Here is a 14191-nt window from a genome sequence, read left to right as displayed (position 1 = left end):
GGCTAGGGGGCAAACGCCCGGCCGGCCTGGGCCGCCCCGCGGCCGAGGACGGCTTCGGCGACCGCGTCCCGGGCGCTCTCGTACGCCTCGTTGCCGGGGTCCTCGGCGAGGGCGGCGGGCAGGTTGATCACCTTGCCGGCGGACAGGTCCATCATCTGGGGGACGAACTCGGCCCTGGTGACCTGCCAGCGCCCGCCCGCGGCGGCCGGCGGGGCGAAGGTGAAGCGGCCGATCGAGCCGTAGTTGCCGCGCATGTCCCGCGCGCCCGAGTAGTTGAACATCTCGCCCGCGACCTGGTCGCCCATGCCGTAGACGATCCACGTCCCGTTGACCTTCTCGTAGGCCTGCGGGATGTGCGCGTGCGTGCCGAGGATCATGTCGATGTCCGGGCGCCCGCCGGTCTGCGAGGCCGTCAGCTCCTTGCCGAGCGAGAGCTGCGTCTCGTCCGGATCCGTCTGCCATTCCGTGCCCCAGTGCAGGCTGACCAGGACCACGTCGGCGCCGGCCTTCCGGGCGGCCCGGGCATCCGCGACGATCTTGTCCTTCTCCGTCAGGTTGACCGCCCAGGGCTGTCCCTCCGGCATCGGGTAGCCGTTCGTGTCGTACGTGTAGGCCAGGTGCGCGACCTTCGCGGAACCCGCCGTGTACAGGGTCGGCGTGGCCGCCTCGGCCGCGGTACGGGCCGAACCGGCGTGCTTCAGACCGGCCTTGTCGAACGCGTCGAGGGTGCGCTTGATGCCGTCGGCGCCCGCGTCCAGGGTGTGGTTGGAGGCCGTGGAGCAGCCGTCGTACCCGGCGTCCTTGAGCCCGTCGGCCACTTCGGGCGGGGACTGGAACGCCGGGTAGCCGGTGAAGGGCCCGCCGTCCTCCCCGTAGACGGTCTCCATGTGGCAGATCGCCAGGTCGGCTGCCGATACCACCGGCTTGACCGGGGAGAACATCGGCCTGAAGTCATGGCCGTCGCCGTCCGCGTCGGCCGCGGCCCGTTTGATGACCGAGTCGTGCGGCAGCACGTCACCGGTGGCCACCAGGGTGAAGCCCTTCTCGGCGCCGGCCCGGGCGGAGTGGGACCCGGCGCCGGTGGACGGCGCCGGGGAGCGGGAGTTGCCGAGGCGGGCCGGGGCGGGTTCCTTGCCGGCGGAGCAGCCCGCGGCGGCCGCGGCCAGGAGGGCGGCCGACAGGAGCGTGAGGGCGTGCCGGATGTGCGTGGTCATCTGAGGCGGCTCCCATTAGTAGGACTATCCGATCATCTGTAATCCATGGGGAAAGGGGGCACCAGTCGGGTTCCGGCTCCGGGAGCGCCCCGTCTCACCCGGGTGGCCGTTCGCCGCGCCGTTCGACCGTTCACCGCCGGGCGCGGCCGCCCACCGGCCGACCGGGGTGCTTGGGCGCAACGGCGGGACGGGACGGTTCCCGGAGCGCTCCGTGCAGGTGAGGGTGGGTCCGTCGGAGCCGAACGGACCCAGGAAGGAGCCACTCGTGCCCCTCTCCCCCACCCTCCTGCGCACGGACCCCGAGGCGCTGGCCGAGCTCCAGCGCGACCACGGGCGGGCTCTGTTCGGCTTCCTGGTCGGCCTGACGGCCGGCGACTCCCAGCGCGCCGAGGACCTCGTACAGGAGACGCTGGTCCGGGCGTGGCAGCACCCGGAGGTGCTGGACAGCGACCACGAGTCCATGCGGCCCTGGCTGTTCACCGTGGCGCGGCGGCTCGCGATCGACGCGCGGCGGGCGCGGCTGTCCCGGCCGCAGGAGGTGGACCCGGAGGGGCTGGAGCAGGCGCCCGCGCCCGAGGACGCGGTGGCCGGTTCGGTCACGGCCATCGACGTCCGGCGGGCCGTGGGCTCGCTCGGACCGGAGCACCGCGAGGTGCTGATGCAGGTCTACTTCCAGGACCGCTCGGTCGCCGAGGCGGCGGCGGAGCTCGGCATTCCGACAGGAACGGTCAAATCCCGTACGTACTACGCGCTGCGCGCCCTGCGGAAGGGCCTCCAGGGGTACGGGTACGGTCTCGGCGCCTGAACCCGCCGCGGGACCACGCGGCGAACGAAACGAATACACGCGGACCGGACACAAAACGCATCGAAATCGGCCTCAGAGCGTTCAAGTTGGGTAAACATCCCCCGTTCCGCGCGTCGCTCGGTGAAGGCTCATGGCTGACGACGGGAAGCTCGACGCGCGGGAGAAGGTGGAACGGTGCAGCCCGAGGGTACGAACGGCACCAGTGACGGCGGGCTCGCGGTGCCCATGGCATGGCTCTACGCGGAGTACATCGCCGACGAACTGCTGCGCACGGGACGGCTGATCCCGGTCAGTACCCTGGAGTTCCGCGCCGGCCGGGACACGCTCGCGCTGACGATCTACCTCTCCGACGCGGCCGGCGAGCTCTCCGGGATCCGGGTGGTCTCGCAGCTCGACGAGTGGCTGTCGCTGACGGCGTACGGGCACCCCTGGCGCGACTGGGTGGACACCCGGTTCCTCGCGCTGGGCGAGGAGGCCAGGGAGCACGGCCGGGGCGAGGACCCCGACCTCGAGCTGGCCCGGGCCGCCTGGCGCTGGCTGGACCGCACCGAACTGTTCGCCACCAACCTCGACCCGGGCCGGCACGACCACACCGACACCCCGGCGGGCCTGGACGAGAACGCACGGGTGTGGACGCCCGCATGGCAACTGGGCCTGCCACTGGGCCACTTGGCGATGCACCTGTTCTGACAGCGCGGCGCCGTACGGGATGCGGAACCGCTCAGGCTCCGCGGCGCGGGACCGGCGCCTGCGCCGGGTCCGTCACCAGGCCGGTGAAATCGGCCTCGTTGCGCTCGGCCCGCGTGACGTACCGGCGGGCGATCAGCCACAGCACCGGGTACACCACCAGGCCGAGGGCCACCCACACCGGCGGCCCCGCCGCGGAGCGCGGCAGCGCGAACAGCACCGGCAGGGCGGCGACGAGCAGCGCCAGGGCGCCCAGTGCCCCGAGCCCGGCCCGGAGCTGGCTGCGCATCAGGGCCCGTACGTAGGTGGCGCCCACGGTGGTCTGTTCGGAGATCTCGGAGCGGGCCGGGGTGTGCGCGGGCGGCCGGCGGCGGGCGCCGCGGGGCACACCCGTGACGACCTCCCGCCGGGGCGGCGACGGCTGCTGCTGCTCGGCCATGGGGCCGGATTCTACGCAGGGCGGCGTCATTTGAGGAGACGGGACAGTCTCCGGTCGGCGAGCGGCTTCCCGCCGGTCTGGCAGGTCGGGCAGTACTGGAGCGAGGAATCCGCGAACGACACCGACCGGACGGTGTCCCCGCACACCGGGCAGGGCTCCCCGTCCCGGCCGTGCACCCGCAGCCCGCTCTTCTTCTCGGCCTTCAGGCTCCCGGCGGCGACGCCGTGCGCACGCTCGACGGCCTCGCGCAGGGTCCGCCGGACGGCCTCGTACAGGTGGGTGACCTGCTCCTCGTCGAAGGAGGCGGCCAGTTTGAAGGGCGACACCTTCGCCGCGTGCAGGATCTCGTCGCTGTAGGCGTTCCCGATCCCCGCGATCACGCTCTGGTCGCGCAGCACGCCCTTGATCTGCCGCCGCTCCGCGGCCAGCAGCGCGGCGAACGCGTCCCGGTCGAACCCCTCGGCGAGCGGATCGGGGCCGAGCCGGGCGATGCCGGGCACCTCCTGCGGGTCGCGGACCACGTACACGGCGAGCCGCTTCCGGGTGCCCGCCTCGGTGAGGTCGAAGCCGCCGCCGCCCTCCAGCGCGACCCGCAGGGCCAGCGGCCCCTTGCCCGGGCGCGGCGGCCGGTCGGGCAGGGCGTCCTGCCAGCGCAGCCAGCCGGCCCGGGCCAGGTGGATGACGAGGTGGAGCTCGCCGATCCGCACGGCGAGGAACTTGCCGTGGCGGGCGGTGGCCCCGGCCCGCTGCCCTTCGAGGGCCGTGAGCGGCGGGTCGTACGTCTTCAGCACGCTGACCGCGAGCGGGAGGACGCGCTGCACGACCCGCCCCGCGAGGTGTGCGTCGAGGAACTCCCTCAGGGCCTCGACCTCGGGCAACTCGGGCATGCCCCCAGCCTGCCCCGCCGCCCCCGCCCCGGCTACCCGAACCGGGAGCTGCGCACCGGTCCGGGCGAGCGGACGCGGTCGCGCGGACCACTGAGCCATCCGGCGGCCACGGCCGTGGTGAAGGCGCGCAGGGCCTCGTCCGGGTCGGCGGGGGTCTGCCCGTCGCCCTCGTCCGGGGCCGGGTCGGCGGTGACGATGTCGCGGGCGATCTCCTCGGCGGGCCGGGTGTCGGCGGGCCGGTCCCCCTGCTCCGCCCACGGTGCGGCGGTGTACTGCGCGAGCAGGCCGCTGACGTCGGCGGTCACGGCCGGCGGATCGGTCCAGCAGGTGGTGTGCTCGTACAGGACCTGGCCGTCCGTGCGCCCGTGCAGAGCGGTCAGGAGCTCGGCGTCGAGGGCGTTCAGGTCGTACGCCACCACGAGGGTGTCCGTGCGCGCCGGATCGTACGGTACGGCGGGCAGCCCGAGCAGCCCGGCCGCGGCCAGCCCGATGACGTGGCAGGACCGGCCGGGCAGCAGGGAGACGGTGGCCGGGCGGCGGCCGGCGGCGGCCAGGATCAGGCCGAGCCGCTCCAGACCGCGGCGGCACAGGGCGGGGTCGTCGCCGAGGTAGGCGTAGCGGCCGGTCATGCCGGCGTCGAAGCCGTACGGGGACAGGGTGGCCAGCAGGCCGCCGGTGAGGGCGAAGTGCCAGCCGCGCAGGTCCTGGCCGCCGAGTGCGCCGGCGGCCTCGGCGAGCGCGGCCCGGGACAGGATCCGCCGCTGGCGGTCGCGGGCGCCGAGCCAGACGGTGTCCTCGGGGTCCGGCAGGGCGGCGGCCGTCCGGCGGGCGGTGTCGAGGTCGCCCGCAAAAAGGGCGTTGTGGACGAGCAGGTACTGCTCGGGCCAGGGCGCCAGGCCCGCTCCCCGCCCGGCGAGCAGGGCGACGGCCTCGCCGTGCCGGTGCCCGTCCTCCAGGGCGGACGTCAGTTCCTGGAGCAGCCGCCGGGAGTCGGGGACCAGGGTCAGCGCCCGGCGCAGCGGTGCCACGGCGAGGAAGGCGATCCCGTGCTCGACGCAGCCGTAGCCGAGGTCGTAGAGCGCCTGGGGGTGGTCGGGCTTGCGGGCGGCGGCCTTCGCGGCGCGGGCGAGGTCGTCGAACCCGGCCGCTTCGGCCAGGTACCGCGTCGCCTTGGCGAGGTCGGCGAGGGGTGCGGTCTCGGCGTGCGGCCGCAGGCTGCGCACGGCCCCGGGAAGGTCTCCGGCCTTGATCAGCCGGCGGACGTCGTCAGTCATCTGGGTCATCGCGATGATCGTCCGGCACCGCGGTGAGGGGCCGCAACGGAATATGCGTCCGGCCGGCGGTCAGGACATCACGAACTCGCACCAGACGCATTTGCCGCTGCCCCGGGGTTCCACTCCCCAGACGTCCGCCAGACGGTCGACCAGCATCAGGCCGCGGCCCGAGACGCCCGATTCGCCGGCCTCGCGGCGGCGGGGCAGGGCGCTGGAGCGGTCCTCGACCTCGACGCGCAGCCGGCGGTCCGGTCCGGTCAGGACCCGGAGGGTGACGATCGCCGGGCCGTCCGTGTGCATCAGGGCGTTCACGATGAGCTCGTCCGCGACGAGCTCGATCTCGTCGACCCGGTCGCGCGCGCCCCACCCGCGCCCCGCCGCGCCGATCATGTGGCGGGCGGCGACCAGGGCTTCCGGGTCGCCGGGGGCCACGTGCTGCTGGAGGCGGCCGCCGCCCGGCGGGGCCTCCTCGGCGTCGCGGCGCAGCAGGAGCAGGGCCATGTCGTCGTCGCCGCCCCGCTCGTCGATCGCCTCGCACAGCCGGTCCGCCAGCCGTGCGAGGTCCGCCGGTCCGCTCCGGACCAGGTTGGTGAGCAGCCGGATTCCGTCGTCGAGGTCCGCGCCGGGGTGTTCCACGAGGCCGTCGGTGCACAGCAGGAGCGTTTCACCCGGGTCCAGTTCCACGGTGGTGACCGGGTACGCCAGGCGGCCGAACTCCGCCGACAGGCTCAGCGGCATGCCGCCCTCCACCGGCAGCCGCCGGCAGTCCCCGTCGCGGGTGCGCAGCAGGGGGTCGATGTGCCCGGCGCGGACCACTTGCAGCACGCCGGTGGAGAGGTCGGCCTCCACATACGTGCAGGTCGCGAAGCGCTCGGTGTCCAGCTCGTGCAGGAAGACGGAGGCCCGGGCCATGACCGTGCCCGGTGCGTGGCCCTCGGCGGCGTAGGCGCGCAGCACGATGCGCAGCTGGCCCATGACCGCCGCCGCGTGGGTGTCGTGGCCCTGGACGTCGCCGATGACCGCGCCGACCCGGCCGCCGGGCAGCGGGATGACGTCGTACCAGTCGCCGCCGATGTCCCGGCCCATACGGGCGGAGCGGTACCGTACGGCGATCTCCGCCCCGGGCACCGAGGGGATCCGGCGCGGCAGCATCGCCTGCTGGAGGCCTTCCGCCAGGTCGTGCTCCTGCTCCAGCAGCATCGCGCGCTGGAGGCTCTGCGCGATGCTGCTGCCGAGGGCGACCAGCAGGTTCCGCTCGTCCTGGGTGAAGCCGTCCTTGTCCTGGTAGAGGAGTCCGATCGCGCCGATCGGGCGGGCCTGGGCGATCAGCGGCAGGTAGGCGGCCGCCGAGATCCGCATGTACGAGATCTTCTCCCAGAGCTCGGGGTAGCCCTCGGCGAACTCCTCCGCGGAGTCGAGGAAGCGCGGTTGCAGGGAGCGGACGACCTCGCTCATCGGGTACTGCTCGTCGATCCGGGTGTACCGGGTGCCGGGGACGAAACTGTCCTGGGGGCCTTCGGCCACCAGGTGGATGCGCCCGGCCTCGACCAGGCCCATCACCATGCCCATGGAGCCCAGCCGCTCCAGGCCGTGGGCGTCGCCGATGACGTCGATGACGTCCCGCACCGTGCGGGCGTGGGCGAGGGCGGCGGTGGTGCTCTCGACGACCGAGGTCTGGCGGCGCCGTTCCTCGTCGAGGCCGAGGCGCTCAGCCGAGTGGCTGAGCTCCTCGGTGGCGTCGCGGACGATGCCGATGATCCGGAACGGGCGGCCGTCGGGGCCGCGCATGACGCGGCCCTGGGTGTGGGTCCAGCGCAGCCGCCCGTCCCGGCAGCGGATCCGGAAGTAGGCTCCGTAGCTGTCCTCGCCGCTCTTGAGGGCGGCGGAGACGAGGGCGTCGAGCCGGGTCGCCTCGGCGGGCGGAACGCGCGGGGACAGGGACTCGGGCCGTCCGTCGTACGCGTCGGGCGTCGTGTCGAACACGTCGAGGGCGGCCGCGTCCATGTGCATGAGACCGGTCTCCAGGTCCCAGTCGAAACTGCCCATGCGGTTCAGCGAGAGCGACCGGTCCGGGTGTGCGGGCCAGTCGTCCGGCAGCGATACGGTGGTCGGCACCGATCCACCATGACACACGGGCCGGTCAGGCGCTCTCCAACGGGGAGACGGGATCCGGGGCGGACCCGCGCCGGTCCGCGGCGCCGAACGGGTCGTACGGGGAGTCCGCGTCGTTCGGGCCGAAGGGGTCCCCCGCGTCGGGCACCCGGTTCGCCGGGCCGTCCGGCTCCGGCCGGCGCCCCGGGTCGGGCTGGTCCTGCGGGGGCAGGTCCGGGGCGAGGCCGGCGAGCGGGTCGGCCAGGGGGTCGAGCGGGTCCAGCGGGTCCGGCCGGTCCGAGGGCGTGCCCGGGGGGACGTCGCCCGGCCGGCTGCGGGGCGCGTCGGACCGCGGAGGCGCGGGCGGCTGCGCGGGCCGCTGCGGGGCGGACGGCCCGGACGGGGCCGGCTGGGCGGGCTGGGCGGGCTGGGCCTGCTGGTCGTCGTGCACCGGCACGCAGTCGGTGGCCTGCGGGGCCGGGACCCCGCCGGGGCCGCTCGGCGGCTTGGGCGGGGCGGGCGGTGCGGGCGGTGCGGTGCGGGCCGTGCCGTTCGTCCCGGCGCCGGCCTGGTCGCCGGTCTCGGGCGGGGCGCACGGTTCGGCGGAGGCGACCCCGGGCGCGGTCAGGGGGCCGGCGGGGATGCCCTGGGCCGGGTCGTACGCGGGGACGGGCTGCGGGGTGCGGTCCTGGGCGCCGTCGTCGCCGGTCTTGCGTTCGAGCCAGGTGTTGTCGGCGACGTTGACGATGACCAGGCTCTTGATCACCTGCTGGGCCGGTTCGATGACGATGACCTGGTGGGGCTGGTAGCCGTTCCACTGGTCGCCCTTGAGTGCCTGGCCCTTGGGGGCGCGCGGCGCCTGGAGCGGGTTCCCGCAGGCGCACCGGACCCGGGGCATGCCGTGGTCGTCGACGAGGACGGCGGTGCCGGCCTGGAGGACGGACTGGAAGGGGTCCGCGCGGCCGTCGCGGAAGGCGTGGTTGGTGACGCGGGTGTCGGCACGCAGGACGACCGGGGTGAGGCCGCGCAGGAACTCGGGGAGCTTCGCGGGCTCGACGGAGACGGCCTGGGCGAAGGCCTTGGCCTTGCCCTCGTCCTCGGTGAGGGCGTGCAGCTGCTGCTCCACGTCGCAGCTGCCCAGCCGTTTGGTGCCGCCGTAGAGGCCTGGGGTGGCGGCGTTGACGGTCCGCACGCCCTGGCCGGTCGGGTTGGCCAGCGGGGGCTGCGCGGGGGCGGACTCCGCGGTGGCGGAGGTGGTGGTGAAGGGGTCGGGTCCGGCCGAGGCGACGGGCTGGAGCAGCACCTCCTGGCTCTCGGGTCCGGCGGTGCTCTTGGGTTCCTCGGGGGCGCCGCAGGCCGCGGCGAGCAGCCCGAGGACCGTGAAGAGGGCGGCGCGGACCGGTGTATGACGGCGCAGAGCCTGACGGCGTGTCGACACGTGCACGTGTATCTCCCTTTTCGCCCCGGTTGTTCCCTCCTGTCTGCCCCATCGGCGGGAGGGCCGCAACCGGAGCGTCCGGACGGAACCGGGGCCGCGCCTTGAACATGTTCAAAGAACCTCGTAGGGTCTCCCCCGTGAGTTGAACGCGTTCAAAGTGTTGGGCCGCGCCCGGAGGGGAGTCCGCGATGGCGGTACTGGTGCATCTGATCGTCACGCTGGGCATGCTCTACGTCGTCCCCGCCGGCCTGCGCCTGATCGACCCGGCCGGACTGCGGACGACCGCCCGGATCTGGCCGCTGCTCGCCGCCCCCGGGGCGCTGTGCCTCTGGCTGCCGCGCGGCGCCGTCGCCACCGCGCTCGCGGCCGTCTACGCCGCGGCCGCCCTGGCGCTCGCCGCACGCGCCCCCGCCCGCCTGCTCCGGGCGCTGCGGACACCGGCCGGCGGGATCCGCGCACCCGCCCCGGCCGAGACGGCCGTGGCCACCGCTCTGGTCGCGCCGTCGGTCGCCGGGACCGCCCTGGTCGCCGAACGCGCCGGGTACCGGCTGTTCGGCTTCGACCTGGACGTCCTGGCGCTGACCGTGCCGCACTTCCACTTCGCCGGGTTCGCCGCCGCCCTGATCGCGGGGCTGGTGTGCCGGGCCGCGGCACCAGCGCACGGCGGCCTCGCGCGCTGGGCCGCGTACAGCGTCCCCGGCGGGACCCTGCTCGTCCTCCTCGGCTACTTCGTGGACGACTGGGCGGAACTGGCCGGCGCGGTGGTGCTGACCGCCGGGATGTGGGCGGTCGCCCTGCTCACCTGGCGGGAGATCCGCCCCGCCGCACGGGACCGCGCCACCGGGACGCTGCTGGCGACCTCGGCCGCGGTCCTGGTGGCCACCATGCTGCTCGCCCTGTGGTGGGCGCTCGGCGAGGCCACCGGCCTCGTCCACCCCACCTTGACCTGGATGGCCGCGACCCATGGTCTCGGCAACGCGCTCGGCTTCGCCCTGTGCTCGCTGCTGGCCTGGCGCCGGCCGGCCCCGGACGCGGCCCGACAGGAGGAGACCACCCCATGACCCGGCTCATCGGCACCGGCCTCGGCACCTTCAGCTACCCGGACCGGGGCGCGACGCGGCACCGGCCGCTGCCCGCCGGATACCACCACCTGCACCACCGCACCCGGATCGGCCACGGACAGGCCGTCTTCGAGGCCGCCGGCACCGCCGTCACCACCTTCGGCGCCCACCGGGCCTCGGGCATGCTGGTCCGGGCCGGCCACGGCGCGGTCCGGGCGGGGAGCCGCGTGGTGGTCGGGATCGGCCTCGGGCCGGTGCGGATCAGCGCGCCGTGCCAGGTGGTCTGGACGGCGTACGAGCCCACGGCCATCGGCTTCGCGTACGGGACGCTTGCCGGCCATCCGGAGTGCGGGGAGGAGTCCTTCATGGTGCGCCGGGACCCCGACGGCACGGTGTGGTTCGAGGTGACCGCCTTCAGCCGGCCGGCCGCCTGGTACACGCGGCTCGCGGGCCCGGTGGTCCCCTTCCTCCAGCTGCGCTACGCCCGCTGGCTGGGCCGCACCGTGCGCAGGCTGGCCGCCGCGGCCTGATCCGCCCGATACTGGAGAGGATGGACTGGTTCACGGCGCCCGGCTACTGGGTGGCCCGGCTGGTCTTCCAGCGGGCCCTCGCCGGCGTCTACGTCTTCGCCTTCGTCGCGGCCGCCCTTCAGTTCCGGGCGCTGATCGGGGCGCACGGCATGCTGCCCGTGCCGCGCTACGTGCGGTACGTGCCGTTCAAACGCGCCCCGAGCCTGTTCCAACTGCGCTACTCGGACCGCCTCTTCGCCTGCTGCGCCTGGACCGGGGCGGCGGTCGCCGCGGCCCTGGCGGCGGGAGCGGGCGACCTCGTTCCGCTGGCCGCCGCCATGGGCGCGTGGGCGCTGCTGTGGCTGCTGTACCTGTCGGTCGTGAACGTGGGGCAGACCTGGTACTCCTTCGGCTGGGAGTCACTGCTGCTGGAGGTGGGCTTCCTCGCGGTCTTCCTCGGCAACGCGCGGACCGGGCCACCGGTGCTGGTGCTGTGGCTGCTGCGCTGGGTCGTCTTCCGGGTGGAGTTCGGCGCGGGGCTGATCAAGATGCGCGGGGACTCCTGCTGGCGCAAGCTGACCTGCCTCTACCACCACCACGAGACACAGCCGATGCCGGGGCCGCTGAGCTGGTTCTTCCACCATCTGCCGAAACCGCTGCACCGGGTGGAGTGCGCGGCCAACCACGTGACGCAACTGGTGGTCCCGGTGCTGCTGTTCACCCCGCAGCCGGTGGCCTCGTACGCGGCCGGGATCATCGTGGCGACGCAGCTGTGGCTGGTGCTGTCGGGCAACTTCGCCTGGCTGAACTGGATCACCATCACGGTGGCCCTTGCGGCGATCGACTTCACCGGGCTCACGGGTCCGCCGCCGGCCGCGGCCTCGCGCGGCGCACCCGTCTGGTTCGCGGTCCTCGTGTGCGCGGTGACCGTGCTGGTGCTGGTGCTGAGCCGGCATCCGGTGCTCAACATGGTCTCGCGGCGCCAGGTGATGAACCGGTCCTTCGACCCCCTGCACCTGGTCAACACGTACGGGGCCTTCGGCACCGTGGGCCGGATCCGCGACGAGGTGGTGGTCGAGGGGACCGCGGACCGGGTGCCGCGGGAGGACGGGACGTGGCTGGAGTACGGGTTCAAAGGCAAACCGGGCGATCTGCACAGGATGCCGCGCCAGTTCGCCCCGTACCATCTGCGCCTCGACTGGCTGATGTGGTTCGCGGCGCTCTCCCCCGGCTATGCGCGGGACTGGTTCGGTCCGTTCGTGGAGCGGCTGCTGGCGGGCGACCGGGACACGCTGCGGCTGATCCGCCACAACCCCTTCCCGGACGCGCCGCCGTCGTACGTGCGGGCCAGGCTGTACCGCTACCGGTTCACCACCTGGCGGGAGCTGCGCGAGACGGGCGCGTGGTGGCACCGGACGCTGCTGCGCGAGTACCTGCCGCCCACCCGGCTCTCCGAGGCCGCCTGGTCAGAGCCCGAGTAGCGCCGCCTCGCGGTCCGCGGACAGGCCCGGGGCCGGCCGGTCGGAGCGCTGCGGAGCGACGAAGCCGAGGGACCGGAGCCAGGTCCAGGTGTCGGCCACGGTCTCCCCGACGGGGCGGCACTCGAGGCCCGCCGCCCGGGCCCTGGAGACGTCGCCGCCGCACATGTAGTCCTGCAGCTCGCCCTCCGGGAGCCAGATCGGCAGTTCGGTCCAGGGCTGTACGCCGGCCTCCGCGATCCGGGCCGCGTCGGTCCAGCGGAGCTCGGCGCCGCCGCCGGTGACGGCGGCGCAGGCTTCGAGGAGGCCGCCCATGGTGGCGTGGCCGAGCGGGGAGACCACGTTGTACGGGCCGCCGAGTCCGGCCCCGGCCGCATCCAGGGTCCACTGCGCGAGGTCGCGGACGTCGATGTACTGGAGCCGGTCCTCCGGCCGGCCGGGAGCCAGGGTGGGGCCGCCGCGGGCGGTCCGGTTCAGCCACCAGGGAAGCCGGCCGACGTTCTCGTACGGGCCGAGGATCAGGCCGGCGCGCACCAGGAGGGCCCGGTCGCCGAAGGCGTCGAGGGCGGCGATCTCACCGCCGCGCTTGTCCTCGGCGTAGGCCGTGGCGCCGGCGTCGGGCGAGCCGTCGACCAGCGGACCGTCCTCGTCCATGCCGGCGGGGGCCGGGTAGCGGTACACGGAGCGGCTGGAGACGTACGCGTACCGCCCGGTGCGGCCGGCGAGCAGCCGGGCGCTGTCGCGCACGACGGTCGGGGCGCCGCCCCAGGTGTCGACGACGAGGTCCCACTCCCCCGCGGCGAGGGCGTCCAGGCCGCCGGGCGCGGTGCGGTCGCCGTGCGCGGCGGAGGTCCCCGGCGGCGGTGCGTGGTGCCCGCGGTGGAAGACGGTGACGTCCCAGCCGCGGGCCAGGGCGTCCTCGGTGATCGCGCGTCCGACGAACTCGGTACCGCCCAGCATCAGTAGCTTCATGCGGTCCAGCGTGCCGGGGGCCGGCGGCGGCCGGAAGTCGTGATCGCCCTCAGCGATGACGCTCACGGCGTATGGCCGACGGGAACCCCTGGCGCGTCCCGGACGATCGGTGCGGGCGAGGGGGCCGGGGAGGCCGGGTGCGCAGCACCGCGCCCCCGTTGCCGGTGGGCTCGGGGGCGCTGAGTGGGGTCGCGGTCAGTCGATGCCGGGAAGGATGTGGGACTCCGCCAGGTCGTCTTCGTAGCCCGCGAGCCGGATCGGGGCGGACCGGGCCCAGACTTCGAGGCTGCCGAGCTCGTCGGCATGGGGGCGGTTCCGCCGTGCCGGGTACTCCGCCAGCGTCTCGTCGGGCTTCGTCGTCGTGTCTGTCACCGCGCACTCCTTTGTGTCGCGTAACCCGGAGGGCGAGCCGCGCGCCGGGCACAAGGGGTCAAGGGTTTCCGGACGCGGTGGCGCCATGGTGGAGCGTGGCCTGGATACGGCCGTCTTGTGCCACTCAGAGTACACATATGAGCGCGCCCCCGCTCGATGGATTGGCAAAATCCACTCGACGGCTTGATTTCTCCGCGAGTTCAGGAAGTCGTACGCCGGTGTGCCCGTGTCGGGTGGTCTGCTCGACGGCGGCAGCACGACGGGAGTACGGGCGGCGGAGGGAGCGGCGGTGGCGGAGTCCGGAGTGCCGGGGGTGCCGAGGGTCGGCAGCGTCGAGGAGCTGATGGAGCTGCTGCTCGCGTGCCGCGGGGCGTGGGACACGCCCGACCGCAGCGGAGACCCGGTCGATCTGCACGATCATGGGCTCCAGACTGCTGCACTCCTGCGCCGCTCGCATCCCTTCGACAAGGAGCTCCAAGTCGCCGGGCTCGTGCACGACCTGGGCCATCTGCTGTTCCCGGGCGACGACGCCGGGCACGCCGACCACGCCGCGCGGGCGGTCCGGCCGCTGCTCGGGGAGCGGGTGGCCCGGCTGGTACGGCTGCACGTGCCGGCCAAGCGCTATCTGGCGGCCGTGGAGCCCGGCCGGACGCTGTCCCCGCAGAGCGCGCTGACCCTGCGGGCACAGGGCGGGCCGATGGAGGGGGCGGAGATGCGGGCCTTCGCGGCCGACCCCGACGCGGAAGCGGCCGTGACGTTGCGCCAAGCGGATGACGCGGGCAAGGTCGTCGGCCTCGACGCGGGCGTGATGGAGGACTGGCGTCCGGTCCTGGAGCTGGTCGCGGCGGGGGCGTACGAGCGCACGCCGTGAAACGGCCGTGGGGCCGGCCCCCCCCCGCGGGGGGGGGGGCCGGGGGGGGGGGCCGGGCCCCGGGGGGGGGCCGCGCGGCGGGCCCCCCCCGTT

The 14191-nt window shown here is 74.5% G+C and carries 14 protein-coding genes; 6 read left to right on the top strand and 8 right to left on the bottom strand.

All coding sequences use genetic code 11. The features are described 5' to 3' along the window. Positions 1 to 2: 2 nt before the first annotated feature. Positions 3 to 1214 carry a CapA family protein gene (locus ACFXA3_RS16595; protein WP_385187362.1) on the bottom strand — a complete coding sequence of 404 codons (1212 nt, stop codon included), beginning with the start codon at positions 1212 to 1214 and terminating at the stop codon, positions 3 to 5. A 265-nt stretch (positions 1215 to 1479) separates the two neighbouring features. Here ACFXA3_RS16595 and ACFXA3_RS16590 point away from each other — a divergent pair, with 265 nt between their 5' ends. Beyond that, positions 1480 to 2019: a sigma-70 family RNA polymerase sigma factor gene (locus tag ACFXA3_RS16590; protein WP_385187360.1), complete on the top strand. Its 540-nt coding sequence runs from the start codon at positions 1480 to 1482 to the stop codon at positions 2017 to 2019. A 225-nt stretch (positions 2020 to 2244) separates the two neighbouring features. After that, a complete protein-coding gene (locus ACFXA3_RS16585; protein WP_385187366.1) occupies positions 2245 to 2709 on the top strand; it encodes a hypothetical protein in 465 nt (154 codons plus the stop codon). Positions 2710 to 2740: 31 nt separating this feature from the next. Here ACFXA3_RS16585 and ACFXA3_RS16580 read toward each other — a convergent pair whose 3' ends face one another. From ACFXA3_RS16580 to ACFXA3_RS16560, 5 genes are read right to left on the bottom strand one after another with little or no spacing between them, the layout of a single operon-like run. Continuing rightward, positions 2741 to 3145 (bottom strand): hypothetical protein, encoded by a 405-nt coding sequence (locus tag ACFXA3_RS16580; protein ID WP_385187358.1) that lies wholly within the window; start codon positions 3143 to 3145, stop codon positions 2741 to 2743. A gap of 26 nt (positions 3146 to 3171) precedes the next feature. Then, entirely contained in the window at positions 3172 to 4032 is an 861-nt protein-coding gene (locus ACFXA3_RS16575) for an Fpg/Nei family DNA glycosylase (protein WP_385187357.1), read from the bottom strand. Between the two features lie 32 nt (positions 4033 to 4064). Further along, positions 4065 to 5315 (bottom strand): hypothetical protein, encoded by a 1251-nt coding sequence (locus tag ACFXA3_RS16570; RefSeq protein WP_385187355.1) that lies wholly within the window; start codon positions 5313 to 5315, stop codon positions 4065 to 4067. A 60-nt stretch (positions 5316 to 5375) separates the two neighbouring features. Then, entirely contained in the window at positions 5376 to 7439 is a 2064-nt protein-coding gene (locus ACFXA3_RS16565) for a SpoIIE family protein phosphatase (protein ID WP_385187353.1), read from the bottom strand. A 7-nt stretch (positions 7440 to 7446) separates the two neighbouring features. Beyond that, on the bottom strand, positions 7447 to 8835 hold the full coding sequence (locus tag ACFXA3_RS16560) for a DUF6777 domain-containing protein (protein ID WP_385187351.1): 1389 nt from the start codon (positions 8833 to 8835) through the stop codon (positions 7447 to 7449). A gap of 188 nt (positions 8836 to 9023) precedes the next feature. On the opposite strand from ACFXA3_RS16560, the gene ACFXA3_RS16555 reads away from it, so the two are divergent. Genes ACFXA3_RS16555 through ACFXA3_RS16545 form a run of 3 tightly spaced genes read left to right on the top strand, consistent with a single transcriptional unit; the run spans position 9024 to position 11886 of the window. Further along, positions 9024 to 9896 (top strand): YndJ family protein, encoded by an 873-nt coding sequence (locus ACFXA3_RS16555; protein WP_385187349.1) that lies wholly within the window; start codon positions 9024 to 9026, stop codon positions 9894 to 9896. Next, positions 9893 to 10426, top strand: coding sequence for a DUF1990 family protein (locus tag ACFXA3_RS16550; RefSeq protein WP_385187347.1), 534 nt, complete (start codon positions 9893 to 9895; stop codon positions 10424 to 10426). The genes ACFXA3_RS16555 and ACFXA3_RS16550 overlap by 4 nt, the downstream gene beginning before the upstream one ends. Positions 10427 to 10446: 20 nt before the next feature. After that, on the top strand, positions 10447 to 11886 hold the full coding sequence (locus ACFXA3_RS16545; protein WP_385187345.1) for a lipase maturation factor family protein: 1440 nt from the start codon (positions 10447 to 10449) through the stop codon (positions 11884 to 11886). Here ACFXA3_RS16545 and ACFXA3_RS16540 read toward each other — a convergent pair. Both ACFXA3_RS16540 and ACFXA3_RS16535 read right to left on the bottom strand, forming a co-directional pair. Next, complete coding sequence (locus tag ACFXA3_RS16540; protein WP_385187343.1) at positions 11872 to 12855, bottom strand: NAD-dependent epimerase/dehydratase family protein; 984 nt, start codon at positions 12853 to 12855, stop codon at positions 11872 to 11874. The two genes, ACFXA3_RS16545 and ACFXA3_RS16540, sit on opposite strands and share 15 nt — an antisense overlap. A gap of 195 nt (positions 12856 to 13050) precedes the next feature. Then, positions 13051 to 13227, bottom strand: coding sequence for a hypothetical protein (locus ACFXA3_RS16535; protein WP_385187341.1), 177 nt, complete (start codon positions 13225 to 13227; stop codon positions 13051 to 13053). A gap of 343 nt (positions 13228 to 13570) precedes the next feature. Here ACFXA3_RS16535 and ACFXA3_RS16530 point away from each other — a divergent pair, with 343 nt between their 5' ends. Then, positions 13571 to 14098, top strand: a complete 528-nt coding sequence (locus ACFXA3_RS16530) for an HD domain-containing protein (protein WP_385187364.1) — start codon at positions 13571 to 13573, stop codon at positions 14096 to 14098. Positions 14099 to 14191 lie beyond the last annotated feature (93 nt).

The sequence above is a fragment of the Streptomyces sp. NPDC059456 genome, assembly GCF_042750055.1.
Lineage (GTDB): Bacteria > Actinomycetota > Actinomycetes > Streptomycetales > Streptomycetaceae > Streptomyces.
This window is presented reverse-complemented; position numbering and strand designations above follow the sequence as displayed.